Origin of the sequence: Paracoccus versutus (assembly GCF_000763885.1) — a bacterium.
Lineage (GTDB): Bacteria > Pseudomonadota > Alphaproteobacteria > Rhodobacterales > Rhodobacteraceae > Paracoccus > Paracoccus versutus.
The window spans coordinates 35203-56722 of the sequence record NZ_JRKO01000003.1; the positions used below are offsets into that span (position 1 = coordinate 35203).

A 21520-nucleotide genomic window follows, 5' to 3' on the forward strand; every position below is an offset into this window, starting at 1 on the left:
TCTTACAGGGTGAAGCTGCGGCCGGCCCCGGCCTTGCCCGCGCGGGCAAGCGCCAGGGTGGCGATGGCGGTGTCCTGGATGCCGGTGCCGGTCAGGTCGGCCAGGGTGATCTGTTCGGGGCTGGTCCGGCCGGGGCGCTGCCCTGCCAGGATCTGGCCCAGCTCGGGGAAATCCTGCCCGGCCAGCGGCGCGTGGTGGAGTTCCCCCAGCTCGCGGGTCTGCGACAGGCGGTCGGCGACATAATAGGCACGCTCGATCAGGTCCGGCGCGATCTCGTTCTTGTGCTGGGCATCCGAGCCCATGGCGGTGACATGGGTGCCGGGCGCCACATCGGCGGCGGCCAGGATGGGCTTTTCCGCGGGCGTGGTCGTGACTACCAGATCTGCGCCGCGCGCAGCCCCGGCCACAGTCGCGGCGGCGATCACCGGAATGCGCAGGGCGGCGGTCATCTCGGCCGCGAAGGCTTGCGCCTTGGCGGGATCGCGCGCCCAGACCCGCGCGCCGGCCAGCGGCCGCACCAGCGCCAGCGCCTGCAGCTGCATCCGCGCCTGCATCCCGGCGCCCAGGATCGCCGCCGTCGCCGCATCCGGCCGGGCCAGCGCATCGGCGGCCACCGCCCCGGCGGCGGCGGTGCGCACGTCGGTCAGATAGCCGTTGTCCAGCAGCAGCGCCTCGACCAGCCCGGTCGTCGCGGACAGCACCACCATCATGCCGTTGGTCGAGGGCAGGCCAAGCGCCGGGTTGCCGAAAAAGCCGGGCGAGATCTTGATCGCGAAATGCGTGAGGCCGGGGACATAGGCGGTCTTCACATCGACCTCGCCCCGGTGTTCGGGGATGTCCAGGCGCAGGATCGGCGGCATCGCCACCGCCTTGGTCGCCAGCGCCACGAAGGCGTCGCGGATGCAGGCCACGGCCTCGGCGTCCAGCGGCACCAGGGCGCGCAGATCGGTCTCGGTCAGGATGGTTACGGGCGGTCTCATGCGGCCTCCGCCATGATGCGCGCGTGCAGCGCGGGGTCGATATTCGCGCCGGAAAGGATGCAGACGGTCGGGCCCTGCGGGACGACCTTGCCCGCCAGCAGCGCGGCGGTGCCGACGCTGGCCGCACCCTCGACGACATGGCCGGCGCGGCCGAGATGGCGGATGCCCTGGGCGATCTCGGCCTCGGTCAGCAGGATCACATCGTCCAGCAACGCGCGGCAGAGCGCGAAGGTCACGCGGTTCTGCAAGCCGATGCCGCCGCCCAGGCTGTCGGCCAGGCTGGCGGTTTCCGTGACCTCGACCGGATGGCCGGCGGCCAGGCTCGCGGCCATGGCGGCGCCGTTTTCCATGGTCAGGCCGATGACCCGCGTGCCGGGGGCCAGCGCCTTGATCGCCACCGCGACCCCGGCGGCAAGGCCACCGCCGGACAGCGGCACCAGCACCGCCTCGGCCGTGCCGATTTCCAGGCCGATGGTGCCCTGGCCCGCCACCACCGCCTTGTGGTCGAAGGGCGGGATCTCGGTCATGCCTTCCTGCGCGACGGCGCGGGCGACCTCGGCCATGGCCTCGTCCTGGCTGGCGCCGGCGATGCGGACCTGCGCGCCCAGATCTCGGATCGCCTGCACCTTGTTGCCCGGCACCAGCCGCGACAGGCAGACGGTGGCCGGCACGTCCAGCGCGCGGGCGGCATGGGCCAGCGCCCGGCCATGGTTGCCGGTCGAGGCGGTGACGACGCCGCGCGTCAGCGCCTCGGGCGGCAGCGACAGGATCGCATTGGTCGCGCCGCGCAGCTTGAAGGCGCCGGTGGTCTGGCGGTATTCGCATTTCAGCCAGACCGGCTGGCCCAGCCGCGCCGACAGCAGCTCATCGCGCAGCAGCGGCGTTTCCACCACATGGCCGCGGATGCGTTCGGCGGCGGCGCGGATGTCGTCCAGGGTCACGGTCATGCCAGCCTCATCAACTGGCCCGGAGCCACCGGCCCGGTCACGCCGCAGGCCCGCGCGGCGGCCCAGAGCGTCGCGGAATTGGCCGAGACCACAGGCACGCCGACCGCATCCTCGATCCGGTCGATGATCGCGCAAGCGCGGACGGCGGTGCAGGCGATGAACAGCGCCTGGCTGCCCGGCACCAGCGCGGCACGCGCCGCCTCGATGATGGTGGCGTGCGAGATCCGCGCCATCTCGCGATCATCGGTCAGGTTCAGGCAAGAGACGCCCTGCAGGGCAAAGCCGCCGGCCTCGAAGCATTCCGCCATCGGCTGGGTGGTGCGCGGGGTATAGGGCGTCAGCAGGGTGATCCTGTCCGCCCCCAGCGCCCGCAGCGCCGCGAAGCCGGCCGAGATCGGCGTGATCGGTTCCGCCGAGGGCTTGCCCAGCCGGATCGCGTCGCGCACCGCCTGGTCGCCGATCACCACCGAGGCCGAAGTGCAGCTGTAGACCACCGCATCCAGATCCTCTTCCGGCAGGATCAGCGCCGCCGCCGCGGTCACGTCCTTGGCCATGGCGGCCAGCGTCTCGGGCGTCACCGGGTTGGCAAAGGGGATGCGGCTGGCATAGACGCCCACGCCATGCGCCGGCAGGGCGGCGAAATCGACTTCGGTCGTGTGGTCGGTCGCCAGCGTCACCAGGCCCAGGCGGCGGGGCAGGGGGCGGTCGTCCAGCGCGACCGGAACGGACAGGACAGTCACCGCGAAATCCTCCCATAACGGCGTTCCAGCCAGCGCAGCGCCACCACCGAGATCAGGCTGACGACCAGGAACATCACGCCGACCAGCGTCATCGGCTCGACATAGCGATAGGAGCTGTTGGCCACCGACTTGGCCTGGTTCATCAGCTCAAGCACGGTGATGGCCGACAGCAGCGGCGTTTCCTTGAACATGGCCAGCAGATAATTGGCCATCGCCGGGATCATCGGCGGCACCGCCTGCGGCAGCACCACGTGCAGCCAGGTCTGGCGCGTGGTCAGGTTGGTGGCCTTGGCCGCCTCCCATTGCCCGCGGGGCACCCCCTCGATGCCGCCGCGATAGACCTCGGCGGCATAGGTGGCGTAATGCAGGCCCATGCCGATCACGCCCGCAGTCAGCGCCGGCAGGCGCAGCCCCAGGTCGGGCAGCACGTAGAAGATGAAGTAAAGCTGCACCAGCAGCGGCGTGCCGCGGATGAACTCGACCACGAAGCCGGTGGTGCGGGCGACGGCGCGGTTGGCCGAGCGGCGCAGGATGGCGAAGACCAGCCCCAGCACGGCAGCGACCACGGCGCCAAGCGCGGTGGCGATCAGGGTGATCCGAAAGCCGGCCAGCAGGGTCGGCATGATCGACCAGGCGAAATCCCAATCCCATTCCATCTCAGCGCACCCCGTCCAGGCCGCGCGTCACCCGCCGCTCCAGCCGGCGCATGCCGAAGGAAAGCGCCGAGGACATGGCGAAATACAGCAGCAGGATGGTGACGAAGGGCATCAGCGTGCTGCCGGTCTGCGACCGCACCACCTGCGCCTGGAAGGTCATGTCCGACAGCGAGATCAGCGACACGACCGAGGTAGCCTTCAAAAGCTCGATGGCGTTGTTGCCGAAGGTCGGCAGCATCAGGGGCAGCGCCTGCGGCAGGATGACGTGGCGCATGCGCTGGAACCGGGTCAGGTTGACGGCCACGCAGGCCTCGTGCTGGTCGCGCGGCACGGCCAGGATGGCGCCGCGCACCACCTCGGCCCCATAGGCGCCGACGTTCAGCCCTAGGGCCATCACCCCGGCCTGCATCGGCGTCAGTTCCGCGCCGGTCATCGGCAGCACGAAATAGATCCAGAACAGCTGCACGAAGATCGAGGTGCCGCGGAAGAACTCGATATAGGCGGTCGCGAGCCAGCGGACCCAGGCGTGGCGCGAGATGCGGCCGAGCCCGGCGATGAAGGCCACGACCAACGCCAGGGCCGAACCCATCAGGGTCAGCTTGACCGTGACCCAGGCCCCCATAAGGATGAGTGTCAGATATCCTGCCCAGTCGCCCATGCGCCGAAGCCTGCCTTTGCCGTTGTCGGGATGGGCGGGGTCGGCCCCCGCCCCGGATATTACTGCGCGGCGCAGAGCGCGTCGCGGGTGGTGGACATGGCCGCGGCCGCCGAGAAGCCGTAGGGCTCGACGATCTGGGCGAATTCGCCCGATTCCTTCAGCTTGGCCAGTTCCACGTCGAAGGCGTCGCGCAGCGCGGTGTCCTTCTTGTTGAAGGCGGCGCCGTCGCAATAGACCGGGGCGCCTTCGACCGGGGCAAAGACTTCCAGGTTGGCGTCGCCCGATTTCGCCAGCAGGTCGTTCAGTGACAGGACCGGCAGCGAATAGGCGTCGATGCGGCCGTCCTGCACCATCTTCAGCCCCGATTGCGGGTCGGGCACCACGACCAGCCGGTCGCGCGGCACGCCGGCATCCAGCGCCAGCTTTTCCTCGGTCCCGCCGCCGGGGGCGCCCATCCTGGCCGAGGCGTCGTTGGCGATGTCGGCATAGGACTTGAAGCCCTTGGGATTGCCCTTGGGCACCAGCAGCGCCTCGGCATCGCACAGGATCGGCTGGGAATAGGCGACCGCGTTGCAGCGTTCGGGCTTCATGAACAGGCCCGCGGTGATCGCATCGACGCGGCCGGCCTGCAGGCTGGGGATCATCGCGCCATATTCGGCGATCGAGGCCTCTAGGTCCTTGATCCCCAGCTTTTCGAACACCGCGCGCGCCACGTCCGGCGCCGCCCCCGAGACCTTGCCGTCCGAGGCGACGGCGGTATAGGGCGGCTCGTTGCCGATGGCGATGCGGACATAGCCCTGCTTTTGCAGGTCTTCCAGCTTGTCGGCCATGGCGGGCAGCGGTGCGGCCAGCAAGGCCACGGCAATCAGGCATTTCTTCATCGTTCTCTCCTGTCGGGTTGGCATCACACGCGCTGTCCGGCGGCGATGATCTTGCGCAGGAAGGACTTCGTGCGGTCCTCTTGCGGCGCGGTGAATAGCTGGGCAGGCGGGCCCTGTTCGACGATGCGGCCCTTGTCGAAGAACAGGACGCGGTCGGCGAAATCACGGGCGAAGCCCATCTCATGCGTGACCAGAAGCATGGTCATGTCGGTCTCGGCGGCCAGGCGCTTCATCACCTCCAGCACTTCCTCGACCAACTCGGGGTCGAGTGCCGAAGTCACCTCGTCGAACAGCATGATCTGCGGCTGCAAGGCCAGGGCGCGGGCGATGGCGACGCGCTGCTTCTGGCCGCCGGAAAGCTGGCTTGGCATGTAATCCGCCTTGTCGGCCAGCCCCACCATGTCCAGCAGATCGCGCGCCCGCCTGTCGGCCGCGGCGCGGGCCTCGCCCTTGGTCAGCATCGGCGCCAGCGTGATGTTCTGCAAGACCGACTTGTGCGGGAACAGGTTGAAATGCTGGAAGACCATGCCGATATGGCGGCGCATCCTGTGCAGATGCGCCTCGTCCGCCGGCACCTCGGCGCCGTTCCGCTGCATGTGGTAAAGCGGCTCGCCGCAGACCTCGATGCGCCCGCCCGAGATGTCCTCCAGCGTCATCAGGATGCGCAGGATGGTGGTCTTGCCCGAGCCCGAGGGGCCGATCAGCGCCAGCTTTTCGCCCTTCATCACGTCGAAGTTCAGCCCGTCAATGACGGTCAGCGTCCCGAAGGACTTTCGCAGGTTCTGGATGCGAATGATCGGCTGGTCCAAAAGCGTCCCCCTTGCTGTCCAGAGGAACTTTGCAGCGAGATTAAATCAGGTCAATATTTAAATAATATCATGACAATTTTCCGGGGCAATCTGCCTGTCAAATCAGCGGCAGCAGGGGTTCCGCGCTGCCGCCCAGGGTTTCGGCCACCAGGGCAAGGCCGCGGCGCAGCTCTTCCGTCCCGGTCGAACCCAGCGCGATTCGCACCGCGTCGCGCCGACCCCGCTCGCTCAGCCGGAAGGCGCGGCCCGAGGCGACGGCGACGCCGCGCTGTCGGGCCTGGGCCACGAATTCCTCTTCGTCGCGGCCGGGGGGCAGTTCCAGCCAGATGTGCAGGCTTTGCGGATGGCTGCGGAAGGGGGCCGCGCCCAGAACCTCGCGCGCGATGCCATGGCGGATGGCCAGCGCCTCGCGCTGCCACAGGATCAGCCGGTCCACGGTGCCGTCGCCGATCCAATGGCTCAGCAATTCGACCATGGCGGGGGTGGCCATCCAGTTCGTCACCAGGTGCCGGTTGGCGGTGGCCGAGGCAAGCCGCGGCGGCGACAGCAGCCAGGCCACCCGCAGCCCCGGCAGCGTGGTCTTGGTGAAGCCGTTGATATGCAGCACCCGCTCGGGCGCCAGCACCGCCATGGGCGGCGGCCGGTCCGGGATCATCGCGTTCAGCATGTCGTTCTCGACGATCAGCAGGTCGTGGCGGCGGGCGATGGCGGCCAGTTCGGCGCGCCGCTCGGCGCTGCTCATGATCGCCATGGGGTTGATCGCGGCCGGCTGCATGTAAAGCGCGCGCAGGCTGCCCTTGCGCGCCAGGTGGTCCAGCGCCTCGGGCACGATGCCGTCCTCGTCCACCGGCAGCCCTTCCAGGTGCAGGCCCAGGTATTTGCACAGCGGCATCAGCAGGTGATGGGTCAGCGCGGCGGCGGCCAGCGTGCCGCCCGCGGGCACCGCGCTCATCACCGCGGTGGTGATGGCGGATGTGGCGCCGTCGGTAAGGGTGATGTTTTCGGGCGCCGCCTCGATCCCCTTGCGGCGCAGCCAGTCCGCGGCGATCTGCCGGTGCTGCGGCAGGACCGAGTTCGGCCGGAACGACAACGCCGCCGGGACGGGCAGGTTCTCGGCGACCCAATGCAGCCCCTCGCGAAAGGTCTCGACATGCATCCGCTCGGTGACGGGCTTGAGGATCGACAGGTCCACCAGCTCGCCCAGCCGCTCGGCCAGGTAGGGCGGGGTATTTTCCGAGCCGGGGGGCAGCACGAAGGAACCGCGCCCGACCTCTCCCACCACCAGGCCGCGGCGGATCAGCTCCTCATAGGCGCGCGAGACGGTCTGGACCGACAGGCCCAGATCGTCGGCCAGCCGGCGCTGGGGCGGCAGGCGGGTTCCGGCGGGCAATTGGCCATCGCGGATCGCCCGCGCATATTGCTCGGCCAAGGAAAGATAGGCCGGGCGATGCAAGGCGCTGGGGTCGGGGGTCCATATTGTCATGAGCGAAGACCAAGGCAATCCTGTCGATAGGCAGGAATGTTATGATTTCACCGCCGCCCCCGCAATCACTGTCTTGCCCTTCGGGGGGCTGAAAGGGCGGATCGCCGCCCTTCGACCCTCACCGGGAACTCAGGCTGCGGCAAAGGCCGAGCCCATGAAGTTCCGGGATCGCCAAGGCAAATTTCAGCCCGGCAAAAGCGAGGGGCCGCCGCCTGTCCCGGACACCGGCGGTTCGCCAGGCGCAAGATCTGGACATCGCCCTTGGCGCGCGCGTGCCCGATGCGGCGGGATGCAGCCCCGCCGCGACGACGGCGCCGGCTGCGGCGGCACGCAGGACCGCATAGCCATGTTGATGTTGGGCGGACCCTTTCGACCGGCGCCTGGGCCGGGCTGCCGAAGGGCTTGCGGGTGACGACCAAGGGGCGCCCCGTTGCGCGTCTGGCGGGCCAGGCAACAGGCGGTATCGTTGCGCAGTCGGCGCGCCCCCGCTGTCGCGGCCCTGCTTGCGGGACGTTATCGCAACCGGCTTCCTGCGACGGCGGGGCGGGCCGGCTCTTCGGCCTCTCCCGCGCAAAGACGCCCGCAGCACCCGGCATGATCGTCGGGGACATGGTTCGCGTTGTGCCAGGCAAGCGCCACCAACGTCGCCGAGCCGGTCAGGCAATAGGCGGCGATGATCCATACCAGCCCCCAGCCCATCCACCAGGCCAGTCCACCGGCCGCAAGGGCCGTCAGAACCGCAAGGATGACGGTCCCCATCGGAAAGCCGCCCGCGTGATCGCTGTCGAATCGGCAGAATTCATCGCGCATGACCTTTTCCATGGGGTGGCTCCTTCAATGCAAATGGGATGGACAGGGCGCCAGGACGCGCAGGCAGAACCCGCAGGACATCACGAAGCGGTCGCGTTCGGGAAAGATGGCGAACAGCATGGCGTCCTCTGGCAGCGGGATGCCGATCCGCTGGGCGGTCGGCGGGCCAAGGCGGGGCTGGTCCTCATTCCCCTCCGGCGCTCCCGGAACCAGGATCGGCCGGCGCCGCGATAGCGCAAGCCCGTGCGTGGGGCAGCCCGGACCCAGGCGGCCCTGCGCGACGCCGAAAAGCAGGCCCTGCGCCTCAAGCGAGCAGCAGCCGAAAATGCCCAGGATCTCGACATGATCGTCGGACAGCGGGTCGTAAAGGACATCTCCGGCGCGCAGGGATTGCACGGGCACCATGGCCCCGCTGCGGCGGATCTGGACGGGGGTGTGTTCTGCAAGCATGTCGGCCTCCGGTTCCGTATCGGCTCTGCGGATCTGTTCCGTGACAGCCACGGTCTGCCGCGCCGCGCCGGTCTCCGCCGCAAGGCGATGCGAGGAGCGTGCCGCAGCCGGTTCGCACCGTGACGCTTTGGTGCAGCCGTTCCAGAACCGCCCCGCGCGGGGCGGTGCTGCCGGCCTTCCTGGTCCAGGCGGCAAGATGCCCCTGCCGCTTCGGTGATTGGGGCCCTGTCGGCGCTGCTCGGCCACCGCCAGGGCCTTGCGGTCGGCGCGACGGTTGTTTCCGTCCCATCCGCCCGCCAGGTCGCCATGGTCCGGGGCGTGGCGCTGGGCCCGCGCCCCGGTCGGCATCAGCCCACCTTGCCCCAGGTGAACGGTTGCTTGCCATTGACGACCAAGCGCTGCACCAGGTGCCGCCCCTGCCGGCCGCGCAACAGCAGCCGGGCCGCGACGGGCACCTCGCGTTCGGGCTCGGCCAGTTCCGGGAAGAGCGTGAAGATCTCTTCCCGAGCCTCCGCCCCAAGCGCCTTCATCGCCTCGGGGCCGGTGAACAGGCTTTCCGTGGGCGCCCCGTTCGAGAAGACCACCTCGTGCCGGTCAAACATGAAGTGCCAGTATTCCACCTCCTGCATGTCCTCGACCACCTCGACGCCTTCCAGCCCGATCAGATGGCGCGCGGCCAGCAGAACCTCGGCCTCGCCGACCATCCGCCGCGCCACGACCGAGCGCAGCAGCACCCGGTGCTGGGGCGAGACGATCAGGTCGCGCTCGGGCAGGTTCTCGCCCAGGGCCTCGGCGCGGATGCGGATCGGGCGCAGCTTGGGCTGCTCGGCCAGTTCCGCGGCCGACAGCACGCGCTTGCCGATCCAGGAAAGCTCCTTGTAGCCGTGGTCCAGCGTCATCACCTTCATGCCCGGTTCCAGCTTCTCGACAGGAACCTCGCCATCCTCGGTCTTGATCAGGGTGCCGCGCAGGAAGCAGACGACGCCGGTGTTCTCGGTGGTCAGCTTGTCGGCCTGGACGGCATTGCCGGTGCCGTCCAGAATGCGCAGCCCGCCGACCGCATCCAGCACACCGTCGCCCTGGTCCGCGCGCAGCCAATGCAGGGCGTTCTTGTAGGTCTGCCCCGGATTGGCGGCGTTCCAGGCGGCCAGCGTGGTCTCGTTGTAGAAGGCGGCAAGATCGACGAATTCGTTGTTGTTGGCCTGCCCGTCGCCCATGCCGGTGTTGGCGTCGAAATCGGTGATCACATCGCCCCCGGCATCGACGACGAAGCGGTCGATGCCCTGGCCGCCGGTCAGCCTATCGGCGCCGGCCCCACCATCCAGCAGGTCGTCGCCGGCCCCGCCATGCAGCGTGTCGTTGCCCCCGCCGCCCAGCAGGGTGTCGGTGCCGGCACTGGCTTCCAGGCTGTCGTTGCCCTCGCCGCCCTCCAGGAGGTCGTCGCCGGTGCCGGCGAGCAGCGTATCGTTGCCGGCGCCACCGTAAAGCGTGTCGTTTTCCGAGCGGCCGATCAGGTAGTCGTCGCCGTCCCCGCCATCGATGAGGTTGTTGCCATGGCCGGCATCAAGGGAATCGTTGCCCTCGCCGCCGTAAAGCGCGTCGTCGTCGTTGCCGCTGATCAGCGTGTCGTTGCCGGCGCCGCCCACCAGGGTGTTCTTGCCCTCGCCGGCCACCAGCGAATCGTCGCCCAGGCCGCCCTCGAGCACGTCGTCGCCCTCGCCGCCAAGCAAGGTATCGTTGCCATCGCCACCAAGCAGCGTGTCGTGGCCCTCGCCGCCTTCCAGATGGTCGTCATCCGCGCCACCATGCAGCGAGTCGTCGCCCAGGCCACCGATCAGGGTGTCCTTGCCGCCCCAGCCGATCAGGGTATCGTTGCCCTCGCCGCCCTCCAGAAGGTCATCGCCGTAGCCGCCGTCGAGGGTATCGTTACCCGCGCCGCCCAGCAGGGTGTCGTCGCTATCGCCGCCGAACAGGGAATCGTCCCCGTCGCCGCCGTCCAGGACGTCGTTATCGGCGCCACCGTCCAGCGAGTCGTCGCCTAGGCCGCCGACCAGGGTGTCGTTGCCACCCCAGCCGATCAGGGTATCGTTGTCCTCGCCGCCCTCCAGGCTGTCGTCGCCATGGCCGCCGTTGAGCGTATCGCTGCCCGCGCCACCCAGCAGGGTGTCGTTGCCGTATCCACCGCTCAGGGAGTCATCCCCAGCGCCGCCATCGAGCAGGTCGTTCTCATCGCCGCCGGACAGGGTGTCGTTACCCTCGCCGCCGTCCAGGACGTCGTCATCGGCGCCGCCGTCCAGCGAGTCGTCGCCCAGGCCGCCGACCAGGGTGTCGTTGCCGCCCCATCCGATCAGCGTGTCGTTGCCGTCTCCGCCTTCCAAGGCGTCGTTGCCGTAGCCGCCGTGGAGGGAATCATCCCCCTTGCCACCATCGAGCACGTCGTCGTCCTCGCCGCCAAGCAAGGTATCGTTGCCATCGCCACCAAGCAGCGTGTCGTGGCCCTCGCTGCCTTCCAGAAGGTCGTCATCCGCGCCACCGTGCAGCGAGTCGTCGCCCAAGCCACCGATCAGAGTGTCCTTGTCGCCCCAGCCGATCAGGGTATCGTTGCCGTCGCCGCCCTCCAGGCGGTCGTCGCCATGGCCGCCGTCGAGCGCATCGCTGCCCGCGCCGCCCAGCAGGGTGTCGTTGCCGTTTCCGCCCAGCAGGGAATCGTCCCCGGTGCCGCCGTCGAGCAGGTCGTTCTCATCGCCGCCGAACAGGGTATCGTTGCCCTCGCCGCCTTCCAGGACGTCGTCATCGGCGCCACCTTCCAGCGAGTCGTCGCCCAGGCCGCCGACCAGGGTGTCGCTTCCGCCCCAGCCGACCAGGGTATCGTTGTCCTCGCCGCCCTCCAGGCGGTCGTCGCCATGGCCGCCGTCGAGGGTATCGCTGCCCGCGCCACCCAACAGGGTGTCGTTGCCGAACCCGCCGAGCAGGGAGTCATCCCCGGCGCCGCCATCGAGCAGGTCGTTCTCATCGCCGCCGAACAGGGTATCGTTGCCCTCGCCGCCTTCCAGGACGTCGTCATCGGCGCCACCTTCCAGCGAGTCGTCGCCCAGGCCGCCGACCAGGGTGTCGCTTCCGCCCCAGCCGACCAGGGTATCGTTGTCCTCGCCGCCCTCCAGGCGGTCGTCGCCATGGCCGCCGTCGAGGGTATCGCTGCCCGCGCCACCCAACAGGGTGTCGTTTCCGTCGCCGCCTTTCAGAAGATCCTGATCGGCGCCACCGTCCAGCAAGTCATCGCCCAGGCCGCCTTCCAAGGTGTCGTTGCCACCCCAACCGATCAGCGTGTCATTGCCGTCGCCACCCTCCAGGACGTCGTTGCCGTGGCTCCCAAACAGGCTGTCATGGCCGGCACCGCCGTCCAGCGTGTCGTTGCCTTCGCCGCCTTCGAGCGAGTCGTTGCCCAGACCGCCGTCCAGCGAGTCGTCGCCCTCGCCGCCCAACAACGTGTCCTTGCCGTCGCCGCCCAGCAGCGTGTCATTGCCGTTGCCGCCGTCAAGCGAGTCGTCGCCTGCGCCGCCGTCCAGCAGGTCGTCGTCCTCGCCGCCGGACAGGACATCCGCGCCGGCGCCGCCGAGCAGCGTGTCCTCGCCGGTCCCGCCCACCAGGATGTCGTCGCCCTCGCCGCCATTCAGCAGGTCGTTGCCCTCGTCACCCCACATGACGTCGCCGTCAAGGCCACCGTCCAGCATGTCGTTGCCGGCGCCACCATACATGAAGTCCTCGCCCTCGCGGCCGAACAGGACGTCATTGCCGGCCCCGCCTTCCAGGATGTCGTTGCCCGTGCCGCCGTCGATATTGTCGTCACCTTCACCGCCGTTAACGGAATCGTGGCCCGCACCAGCGTTGATGAAATCGTCTAGCCCGTCGGCGTCGTCGATCTCATCGCCCTGGGCGTCGCGATAGCCGGGGACCATGGTGTCGTCGCCGTCGGTGCCATCCACGATTCCGTCGCCCGGACCGCCCTGCCATTCTTCGGCGCCCTCGGGATCCAGCGATTCCCAATCGTAAAGCAGGCTGTCCTTGCCGATGGCATTGTCGCGCAGCGACACCAGCTCGATGCGCGAGATATTCAGGCCCGCCAATTGGCTGGGCTTCAACTCTCCCGGATCGCCATACTTCCCGTCGCCGCCCTTGATTTCATGCGTGGGCACCGCGAAGACATCGCCGTTTTCAAGCTGATAGACGTTCAGCGCGACATCGTTCAGAACCTGCGCCTGACCATTGTCGTCGATGTAATGGACATTGCCCCAGAACAGCTGTTGCGAGTCGAGTTCGCTGAAGCTGGTGCCGCCCTGGCCGCCCGAGGGGGTGTTGGCGAAGCCTTCGTCATAATAGCCGTCGGGGTGGCTGGCACCGCGGCCATAATCATTCGTCGCCAGCAACCCATCCCGCACCGCCGGATCATGGCGGACCCAAAGCGTGTGCAGCTTGAACTGATTGTCGCCCGGCGTGCTGCTGGTGGCGTCATACCCGCCCAGCAGGTTGGCGGCGTTTTCCATGGTCCCGTTGCCCTGCACGGTATCCAGGATCGACTTGTTGCCCAGATAGAAGGTCTTGACCGTGTCGTGGACGGATTCCCAGTCATAAATGAGCTTATCCTGGCCGATCGCATCGTTGCGCACGGTGTGCAATTCAAAGCCGAGAATATCGAGGCCGCTCAGTATGCTGGGCGTAAGCTCGCCGGGATCCCCGTAGACACCGTTTCCAGTTCCGCCCACAATTTCGGCCGACGGAACGACGAAGGTATCGCCATTCTCGGTCTGATAGGCGGTGAAGGAAACATTGGACAACACCTTTTCAAGGCCGTCGATGTCCCGATAGTGAACATCGCCACGATAAAGCTGCTCCTCGTCCAGTCGGCTATAGCCGCCGGAAGGCGTATTGGCAAAGCCTTCATCATACCAGCCGGCGCCGGGGTTTGCCACGGTGGCGCCGTAATCATTGGTTGCCAGCAACCCGTCCACAACACTTGGATCATGCTGGGTCTGAAGGTTGTAATATGTGAAACCCGAGCCAAGGTCGTAACGGCCCAGAAGATCTGCGGCGCCTTCCATGACGCCATTGCCCTGGACCGTGTCCAGGATCGGCCGGTTTCCGATATAGAAGACGTTGTTGATCCGGTTTGTCATTTCTCATCTCCGGTATGGATCCGGCTCGCGGCAATACGAACAGCGGGCAAGGAGGGGGCGGTCTGTCTGAAAACTCTGAAAAAAATACCAACTTCCGACACGGCAGGGGCTCCAACCAGTTTTCACGATGAAAGCTGGCCGCACTCGGGATGCGTCCAGCCTATGATGAAAACTTGCTAGCGGAGGGGGGGCGGGCTTCCCAGCGCGAAGCCGTGGATCGACATGCCGAATGACTAAAATGTCGCCGATTGCAGTTCGATTGTCATGGAATGACGGTAACGGTAGGTAAAGACTCTTCTGCTACAGTTCATGTGACGTGAAATGGTATATGCTGGTGAAAGATGTCCCGCCTCTTGTCGTCAAACGACGGTGCCGCCAGAGATTCGGGTGCGAATCCCCTTGCGAATCCGGCCAAGACCCCGGCTCAGGTCCCAGCCGAATCTGCCTATAGGTTGAGTGCCGGCACAAATGGGTTAAACAGCCGCCCCATGACTCATGAGAAAACGGGCCGGGTGACGACGGACATGCCGAATGCGGATCGATCGGCACGGAGCATGCGAAACGGCCGGGCGGCCGATTCCCAGATCAATTTCGTCTTGGTGACGGGGCGGAGGCTTTCGCTTACGCCGATTCAGATTTGGCGTCTAATGACAGATCAGCATTTCCTGATCTATTTTGGGATTTCCAGCGTCTTGATCACCTATCTTTACCCGGTGCAGCTCCAGCCATCGCCGCCGTGGTGGGAGTTCGTGATCGTGTTTTCCGCCATGGCCCTGTTCTTTTACTGCATCCTGGTCGGGACATTGCTGCTGATAGAAAAGTGTTGCCGCCGCTGGCCGCGGCTGATCGTGCCGGTGCCGTTGATCACCCTGATCGCCCTGCTGGCGACGCTGGGATTCGCGCGGGTCTACAACCCGATCATGGTCGGCCCGGTCTGGTCCAACTTCAGGCCGCTGACGGAAGAGTTCGTGCTGATCTATTTCGTCATCCTGAACCTGGAAATCCTGTTCTCGATCTTCGTGCTGCCGCATACAAAGGTTTTCATCCAGGCCACCCAGCTCCAGTCCCAACGCGAAGCGCCGGCCGCGGCCGAGCTGCGGGTCGCGGCCGACCCGGCCGAGGCGCTGCCCAGGCCGCCGCAGGTCGTGCTGCAGCCGCCCGCCCCGCAGCCGCCCGCGGCGCCGCAGGCTGCACCGCTGCCGGCGCCGATGACGCGTCACCTGCCGGTGCCGATACTGCGGCAGCCGCCGCGGCCGCCGCAGCCGCCGGTGCCGCCTCCGCCCCGCGCGGTGCGATTCGGCAGCTACAGCTGGCCCATCACCGCCCTGCGGCTGATCCGGGCCGAGGAGCATTACATCCGCGTCGTCACCAAGGAGCAGGAGGTGCTGGTGCGCTATCGCCTGTCGGACGCGGTCACGCAACTGCCCGAGGATGCGGGGATGCGGGTGCATCGCTCTTATTGGCTGAGCTACGACGCCATCGTCGAGCATGCGCCGCTGCCCGACAGCCGGCTGCTGCTGACGCTGTGGAACGGGACCACCGTCACCGTGCCCCGCGCCCACCGCAAGCGGCTGGAGGCGGCCTTTGCGGCGCGGCGGCAGGCGACGGGCCAGGGCTGATGCGGGCGCCCGCGGGCCGGGCCCGGCGCGGGAAGGGGGCGGTTGGCATGGCCCCGTGTTCTCGACTAGGCAGGGGCAGCCGACGCCATTCCTCCGGGAGCTTGCCCTGACCGTGACGACCAACTCCGACGCCCAGCCGCAATTCGGCGACGACGACCCGCGGACCGCCTATAACCGGGTCTTCTTCGCCATCCTGCGCATCCATCGCACCCTGATGCCGCAGATCGAGAAGGCGCTGCGCGAGGTCGGCATCGCCGACCCGATCTGGTACGAGATCCTGCTTGCCACCGAGGAGGCGGGCGAGGCCGGCGTGCAGATGCAGGTGCTGGAGCGGCGGCTGTTCGTGCCGCAATATGCGCTGTCGCGCCATGTCGCCCGGATCGAGAAGGCGGGCCTGATCCGGCGCGCCGCGGCGGGTGGCGCCGGGCGCGGGCAGATCCTTTACATCGCCGAGGCGGGCAGGGGCCTGCCGGCACGGATCTGGCAGATCTATGCCGACAAGATCCGCTCCGCCTTCGCCCCCGCCCTGACCACGGACGAGGCCTATGACCTGGTGCGGGTGCTGAACCGGCTTTACCGCTGACCGGCGGGACGGCCCGTCAGAACCGTTTCGTCGCCACCAGCGAAAGGGTGCGCCCCGGCTCGCGCAGCGGGGTGACGGTGGCATAGTCGCCGCCATAGGTGGCGCGGTCGGCGTAATCCTTGTCGAAGAGATTCGCGACCTCGGCCCGCAGCACCAGCCCCGGCACCGCGGTCGGCGCATATTCCGCGAACAGGTTCAGCACGGCATAGCCGGGGATGGTGCGGTCGGAATCGCCCTCGATGCGGTCGTATTTCGCCGCCGCCTCGATGCTGCCGCCATAGGTGAAGGGGCTGCCCAGCGGCGTGTGCTGCGCCTCGATGGAAAACACCCGGCCCAGCGGCGCGCCGAAATCCAGCGCCTGGTAGCTGGAGGCCGGGTCGCCGTTCACGCTGACCCGGCTGTCCGACATGCTGGCGCGCAGATAGCCGCCGTCCCAGCCATAGCCCAGGCCCAGGTTGTAGCCCCGGCTTTCGAAGTCGAAATTCTCGATGCCGGCATAGGCCCCGCCGCGGGCATTGTCGACCTGGGTCAGGAACAGCTCGCCATCCAGCCGCAGGTCGCCGGCCTGATAGTCGAAGCCCAGCGTATAGTTGCGCGCCCGCGCCGGCCGCAGCACGTCGTAGTCCCAGGCGCCGTTGAAGATGTAGTTGTCCTCGATGGCGATGCCGCCGAAGACGGTCGAGGCCCCGGCGCGCAGCACCAGCGCATCGGTGACGCCATAGGCGACCGAGGCATTGCCGCTGAAGCCGGCGTTCCGGTCCTTCCAGCCGCTGGTGCCGGTAAACTCCTGCCGGTCCCAGCGCAGGCCGAAGGACAGGTCCAGCCGCTCGACCGGCTCCAGCCGGGCCTGGGCGTAAAGCCCGATGTTGCGGGCGTTCTCGTCCAGCGCGCTGGCGGGATCGCTGTAGGTGCTTGAACGGTCGTACCAGTCGATCCCCGCCGTCACGCTGTCGGCGTCGTTCAGGTGGAAGCGGTTCTCCAGCTTGGCCGAGAAGGTGTCGCTGTCGCCTTTGCTGACATAGGGCGGCGCAGCGGTCGGCTGGTCGACGTGCACCCGGCTTTCCGAGCGGCCGATGACGAATCGGGGATCCCAGAAGCCGCTGGCCTGGGTGTTTTCATAGGACAGCGACCAGCTGGTTCGGGAGGTGTCGTAGCGGCGCAGCTCGGGGACCGGGCGGCCGCCATCGATATGGCCGATGTTGGCGCGATAGGGGCGCAGCGCATCGTCGTGCAGCCGCTGGCCGGACAGCTCGATCCGGTGGCCCTCGGGCGTCTCGTAGGCCAGCTTCAGCAGCGCGCTTTGCAGGTCGGCGGCCGAGCCGGTGATCCTGTCGCCGCCGCCGGCCTTGTAGTCGTCGCCGGTCGCGGATTTCAGATAACCCAGCCATTCGAAGCCGCCCGCCTGCCCGGCCAGCGTCGCCGCACGGCCGAAGGTCCGGCCGTTGTCGCCATAGGACAGGCGGATGTTGCCGCCGAAGCTGCGCCCGTCCTCGAGGATGTCGGCGGCGTCCACCGTCTCCATCACCACGGCGCCGGCGACGGCATGCGGGCCGGCATCCGCCGCCGCGACGCCGGCATCGACGCGGACGAATTTCAGCAGGCCGGGGTCGATGGCATTGGCGCTGACATGGTGGAAGGCGCGGTTGTTCTGTTCGACCCCGTCCACCGTCACCGACAGGTTCAGCATGTCCACGCCGTTGATGAAGATCTTTTGCGCCACCGGGATCGCGCCCCCGACCGAGACCGAGGCGATGCCGGTGAACAGATCCTTCAGATCGCCCATCCGCGCCCGCTCCAGCTCGGCCGCAGCGACATATTGGCTGGCGCCGCGGTCGGCGGCGCTGCCGTCGGCATCCAGCGCCTGCAGGGTGATCGGGTCCAGCAGGACCACGGTCTCTGCCGTCTCCTGGGCCGCGGCGGGCAGGGCAAGCGCCGCGGTGGCGGCCATGATCAGGCGGGGGGAAAAGGGTGCGGCCATCAGCAAGCTCCGTTCCGGGAAAGGCTGGCTGAGGCCCGCGGCCCTGGCTTTTCCACCGCCGGATAGCGGTTCCGGCTTAAACATGCAACTGCATGTTTAGACTCATCCGTAGAAAAGCGCGATGCGTTGCCCGTCGATCTCGCGCACGGCGATCTGCATCTCGTAAAGCTCGCCCAGCAGGTCGGGGGTGACGATCTGGGCCGGGGTGCCGGCGGCGAAGATGCGGCCCTGCCGCATGGCGACGATGCGGTCGGAATGGCACGAGGCGAAGTTGATGTCGTGCAGCACCAGGATCACCGTCTTGCCCAGTTCCCGCGCGGCGCTGGCCAGCAGCCGCATCATCGCCTGGGCGTGCTTCATGTCCAGGTTGTTCAGCGGCTCGTCCAGCAGCAGATAGTCGGTGTCCTGCGCCAGCACCATGGCGACGAAGGCACGCTGGCGCTGCCCGCCCGACAGCTGGTCGATGAAGCGGTCGGCCAGCGGCGCCAGCTCCAGATAGTCCAGCGCCCGGTCGATGGCGGCGCGGTCCTGGGGCGTCAGCCGGCCGGCGGAATGCGGGAAGCGGCCGAAGCCCACCAGTTCGCGCACGGTCAGCCGGGCGACGAGGTGGTTTTCCTGCCGCAGGATCGCCAGCCGCCGCGCCAGCACCGGGCCGGGCGCGCGGGTCACGTCCAGCCCGTCCACCGTCACGCTGCCCGAATCCGGCGCGATCAGCCGGGCGATCAGCGACAGCAGCGTGGATTTCCCCGCCCCGTTCGGCCCGATCAACGAGGTGATCCCGCCCCTTGGCAGGCTCAGCGACACATCGTGCAGCACGGGGGCCGCGCCATAGCTCTTGCAGAGGTTGCTGATCTCGATCATCGGCGGCCCTTTCCGATCAATAGCGCGATGAAGGTGATGCCGCCGGCGAATTCGACCAGGATGCCAAGCGCGATGTTGAAGGCAAAGACCCGCTCCAGCACGGTCTGGCCGCCGACCAGCATGATGATGCCGACCAGCGAGGCGGCGGGCAGCAGGTAGCGATGCGCCGATTGCCCGACCGCCAGATGCGCCAGGCTGGCCGCGATCAGGCCGAAGAACAGCACCGGCCCGACCAGCGCCGCCGAGACCGCGACCAGGACCGAAACCGCCGCCAGCACCGAGAGCACCTCGGCCCGCCAGCGGATGCCCAGGTTCACCGCCACCGGCCGGCCAAGCGCGATGACGTCCAGCCGCGACAGGCGCGGGACCAGCCACAGCGTCACCCCCGCGACCGCGGCGACGGCAATGCCCAGCAGCGTCGGGGGGATGGTGCCGAAGCTGGCGAACAGCATGTCGGACAGCACCATGAACTCGTTCGGGTCCAGCAGGCGCTGGACGAATTCCGCCAGCATGCGCAGGAAGATGCCGAAGACCACGCCGATCAGCAGCAGGCGGTGCAGGCTGCGCTCCTCGCCGCCGAAAAGCCACAGGTAAAGCGCCATCGAGGCCCCGACCATCAGCAGGACGTTGAGGCCGAAGACCAGCCGCGGGTCCAGCCCCGCCACCGCGGCCGAGCCGAACAGCGCCACCAGCACGGTGCTGCACAGCACGAAAAGCGAATCGAAGCCCATGATCGCCGGGGTCAGGATGCGGTTCGCCGTCACGGTCTGGAACAGCACGGTCGAGCAGGCGACGGCATGGCCGACCAGCAGCAGGCCCAGCAGTTTCCTGCCGCGAAACGGCAGCACGAAGCCCCAGTTGCCGCGCGCGCCCAGCGTCATGAAGGCCAGGATCGCGCCCAGGGCCAGCAGGCCCAGGACCAGCAGGGCCAGCCTGGCGCGGCGCTCATGCGGCACGGTCGCGGCTCCGCAGGATCAGGACCAGGAAGACGCCGCTGCCCAGCACGCCCAGCACCGTGCCCAGCGGCACCTCGTAGGGCGCGCGGATCACCCGGCCCAGGATGTCGCAGGCCAGGACCAGCGCCGCGCCCGAGACCGCGACCCAGGGCACCGCCCGGCGCATGTTGTCGCCAAGCGCCAGGCTGACGATGTTCGGCACGATCAGCCCCAGGAAGGGGATCATCCCCACCGTCACCACCACGACCGCCGTGACCAGCGCGACGATGGCCAGCCCCAGCGCCACCACCCGCCCATGCGCAAGGCCCAGCGAGCTGGCGATGTCCCGCCCCAGCCCGGCGACGGTAAAGCGGTCTGCGGCCAGCCAGGCAAGGGCGGCCATGGCTGCGCCCAGCCACAAGAGTTCATAGCGGCCGCGCAGCACGCCCGACAGGTCGCCCTGGGTCCAGGCCAGCACGGTCTGGATCAGGTCGAAGCGATAGGCGACAAAGGCGGTGCCGGCATAGATCACCCCGCTCAGCAGGATGCCGACCAGCGGCACCAGCATCGGGTCGCGCAGCGGCACGCGGCGCAGGATGGCCAGGAACAGCGCCGTGCCCGCCATGGCAAAGCCCGCGCCGGCGGCCATCTTGGCGATGACCGGTGCGCCGGGCGCGACCAGCGTCATCACCAGCAGCCCCAGCCCCGCCGATTCCATCGTGCCGGTATTGGCCGGCTCGACGAAGCGGTTGCGGATCACGATCTGCGTCAGCAGCCCGGCGATCGCCATCGAGGCGCCCGACAGCAGCAGGGCCAGCATCCGCGGCAGCCGGCTTTCGACCAGCACCAGCCAGTCGAGCTCCTGCCCCGCCAGGATGCCGCGCAGGCTGACATGGGACATGCCGACGAACAGGCTTGCCAGCGCAAGCCCGGCGGTCAGGGCCACCGCTGCCGCAAGCCGGGACATCTCAGGATCGCGCCGCCAGCGCCTCGGTCAACTGGTCCAGCAGCCGGTTCAGCGCGGTATAGCCGCCGAAGGCGATATAGGCGGCATGCGGGTCCAGATGCACGACATGCCCGTCCCGCACCGCCCTGGTCCGCGCCATCAGCGGATTGTCCAGCGCGGCGCGGGCGCCCGCGCCCGCCTCGCCCACGCCGGCATCGCGGTCGATGACGAAGATCCAGTCGGGGTCGCGTTCCAGGATATATTCGAACGAGATCACGTCGCCGCCGTGGAAGCGGTCGTCGATGTCCGGGGCGACGGTGGCAAAGCCCAGCTGGCTGTGGATCCAGCCCACCCGCGACTTGGGCCCATAGGCGCCCAGCTTGCCGCCGTTCGTGACCAGGATCAGCGCGGTCCCGGCCCCCGGCGCGATTTCCTTCAGATGCGCGATCTTGGCGTCCAGCGCCTCGACCATCCGGGCCGCCTGCTCGGGCTTGCCGAAGATCCGGCCCAGCGTCTCGACATTGCCGCGGACCGAGGCGAAGAGGTCGTCGCCCAGGCTCAGGTCCACGGTCGGCAGGATCCGCGACATTTCCGCATAGGCCGGTGCGGTGCGGGTGCCGACGATCATCAGCGCGGCGCCCGAGGCGGCGATGGCCTCGTAATCCGGCTCGAAGATCGTGCCGACCTTGGGCAGGGGGTCGGCATAGTCCTGCAGGTAATCCGGCAGGTTGCTGCCCAGCACGCCGGCCGGCTGTGCGCCCAGGGCATGGGCGATATCCAGCGCGTTGATGTCCAGGATCAGCACCTTTTCGGGCGGCGCCGGCAGGACCGTTTCGCCCTGGGAATGGGCGATGGTCATCGGCTGGGCCCAGGCCGCGGCCCCCAGGACAAGCGCCGTTGCGGTCGCTGCGATCAATCTGCCAAACATGCCTGCCTCCTGCGGATCGTCGGGCGCAGGTAAATGCCCGGCGGGGACGGGGTCAAGCTTTGACCTTGGGTTTTTATCGGGATTG

18 protein-coding genes are annotated in these 21520 nt (G+C 68.2%); 2 read left to right on the forward strand and 16 right to left on the reverse strand.

What is annotated here, in order from left to right:
• Positions 1-2 precede the first annotated feature (2 nt).
• The 11 genes from IT40_RS01915 to IT40_RS26580 all read right to left on the reverse strand — a co-directional run bounded on the left by IT40_RS01915 (position 3) and on the right by IT40_RS26580 (position 13585).
• Positions 3-980 (reverse strand): cyclodeaminase, encoded by a 978-nt coding sequence (locus tag IT40_RS01915; RefSeq protein WP_036749838.1) that lies wholly within the window; start codon positions 978-980, stop codon positions 3-5.
• On the reverse strand, positions 977-1927 hold the full coding sequence (gene eutB / locus IT40_RS01920) for a hydroxyectoine utilization dehydratase EutB (RefSeq protein WP_036749841.1): 951 nt from the start codon (positions 1925-1927) through the stop codon (positions 977-979). The genes IT40_RS01915 and eutB overlap by 4 nt, the downstream gene beginning before the upstream one ends.
• A complete protein-coding gene (locus IT40_RS01925; protein ID WP_036749844.1) occupies positions 1924-2667 on the reverse strand; it encodes an aspartate racemase/maleate isomerase family protein in 744 nt (247 codons plus the stop codon). The genes eutB and IT40_RS01925 overlap by 4 nt, the downstream gene beginning before the upstream one ends.
• Positions 2664-3323, reverse strand: a complete 660-nt coding sequence (gene ehuD / locus IT40_RS01930) for an ectoine/hydroxyectoine ABC transporter permease subunit EhuD (protein ID WP_036749846.1) — start codon at positions 3321-3323, stop codon at positions 2664-2666. Before ehuD ends, IT40_RS01925 begins: the two co-directional genes overlap by 4 nt.
• A gap of 1 nt (position 3324) precedes the next feature.
• Complete coding sequence (gene ehuC / locus IT40_RS01935; protein ID WP_036749849.1) at positions 3325-3981, reverse strand: ectoine/hydroxyectoine ABC transporter permease subunit EhuC; 657 nt, start codon at positions 3979-3981, stop codon at positions 3325-3327.
• 59 nt (positions 3982-4040) lie between these two features.
• Entirely contained in the window at positions 4041-4862 is an 822-nt protein-coding gene (gene ehuB / locus IT40_RS01940; RefSeq protein ID WP_036749852.1) for an ectoine/hydroxyectoine ABC transporter substrate-binding protein EhuB, read from the reverse strand.
• A gap of 23 nt (positions 4863-4885) precedes the next feature.
• On the reverse strand, positions 4886-5671 hold the full coding sequence (gene ehuA / locus IT40_RS01945) for an ectoine/hydroxyectoine ABC transporter ATP-binding protein EhuA (RefSeq protein ID WP_036749854.1): 786 nt from the start codon (positions 5669-5671) through the stop codon (positions 4886-4888).
• Positions 5672-5768: 97 nt separating this feature from the next.
• Entirely contained in the window at positions 5769-7154 is a 1386-nt protein-coding gene (ehuR, locus tag IT40_RS01950) for a MocR-like ectoine utilization transcription factor EhuR (protein WP_036749858.1), read from the reverse strand.
• A gap of 513 nt (positions 7155-7667) precedes the next feature.
• On the reverse strand, positions 7668-7976 hold the full coding sequence (locus IT40_RS01955; RefSeq protein WP_036749861.1) for a hypothetical protein: 309 nt from the start codon (positions 7974-7976) through the stop codon (positions 7668-7670).
• Between the two features lie 12 nt (positions 7977-7988).
• The gene (locus tag IT40_RS01960) at positions 7989-8414 is read right to left on the reverse strand and encodes a hypothetical protein (RefSeq protein ID WP_114536359.1); all 426 of its coding nucleotides are present in this window, start codon (positions 8412-8414) and stop codon (positions 7989-7991) included.
• A gap of 347 nt (positions 8415-8761) precedes the next feature.
• Positions 8762-13585, reverse strand: a complete 4824-nt coding sequence (locus IT40_RS26580; RefSeq protein ID WP_052095684.1) for a Hint domain-containing protein — start codon at positions 13583-13585, stop codon at positions 8762-8764.
• 692 nt (positions 13586-14277) lie between these two features.
• On the opposite strand from IT40_RS26580, the gene IT40_RS26585 reads away from it, so the two are divergent.
• Positions 14278-15204 carry a LytTR family DNA-binding domain-containing protein gene (locus IT40_RS26585; protein ID WP_147307268.1) on the forward strand — a complete coding sequence of 309 codons (927 nt, stop codon included), beginning with the start codon at positions 14278-14280 and terminating at the stop codon, positions 15202-15204.
• Positions 15205-15316: 112 nt separating this feature from the next.
• The gene (locus tag IT40_RS01975) at positions 15317-15787 is read left to right on the forward strand and encodes a MarR family winged helix-turn-helix transcriptional regulator (protein WP_036749867.1); all 471 of its coding nucleotides are present in this window, start codon (positions 15317-15319) and stop codon (positions 15785-15787) included.
• Positions 15788-15803: 16 nt separating this feature from the next.
• Here the strand turns inward: IT40_RS01975 and IT40_RS01980 are convergent, their stop codons facing one another.
• The 5 genes from IT40_RS01980 to IT40_RS02000 all read right to left on the reverse strand — a co-directional run bounded on the left by IT40_RS01980 (position 15804) and on the right by IT40_RS02000 (position 21435).
• On the reverse strand, positions 15804-17765 hold the full coding sequence (locus IT40_RS01980; RefSeq protein WP_036749870.1) for a TonB-dependent receptor plug domain-containing protein: 1962 nt from the start codon (positions 17763-17765) through the stop codon (positions 15804-15806).
• Between the two features lie 102 nt (positions 17766-17867).
• The gene (locus IT40_RS01985; protein WP_036749872.1) at positions 17868-18626 is read right to left on the reverse strand and encodes an iron ABC transporter ATP-binding protein; all 759 of its coding nucleotides are present in this window, start codon (positions 18624-18626) and stop codon (positions 17868-17870) included.
• A complete protein-coding gene (locus IT40_RS01990) occupies positions 18623-19582 on the reverse strand; it encodes an iron chelate uptake ABC transporter family permease subunit (protein WP_036749874.1) in 960 nt (319 codons plus the stop codon). The genes IT40_RS01985 and IT40_RS01990 overlap by 4 nt, the downstream gene beginning before the upstream one ends.
• Positions 19572-20528: an ABC transporter permease gene (locus tag IT40_RS01995; RefSeq protein ID WP_036749875.1), complete on the reverse strand. Its 957-nt coding sequence runs from the start codon at positions 20526-20528 to the stop codon at positions 19572-19574. Before IT40_RS01995 ends, IT40_RS01990 begins: the two co-directional genes overlap by 11 nt.
• Before the next feature lies 1 nt (position 20529).
• Positions 20530-21435 carry a siderophore ABC transporter substrate-binding protein gene (locus IT40_RS02000; protein ID WP_036749876.1) on the reverse strand — a complete coding sequence of 302 codons (906 nt, stop codon included), beginning with the start codon at positions 21433-21435 and terminating at the stop codon, positions 20530-20532.
• Positions 21436-21520 lie beyond the last annotated feature (85 nt).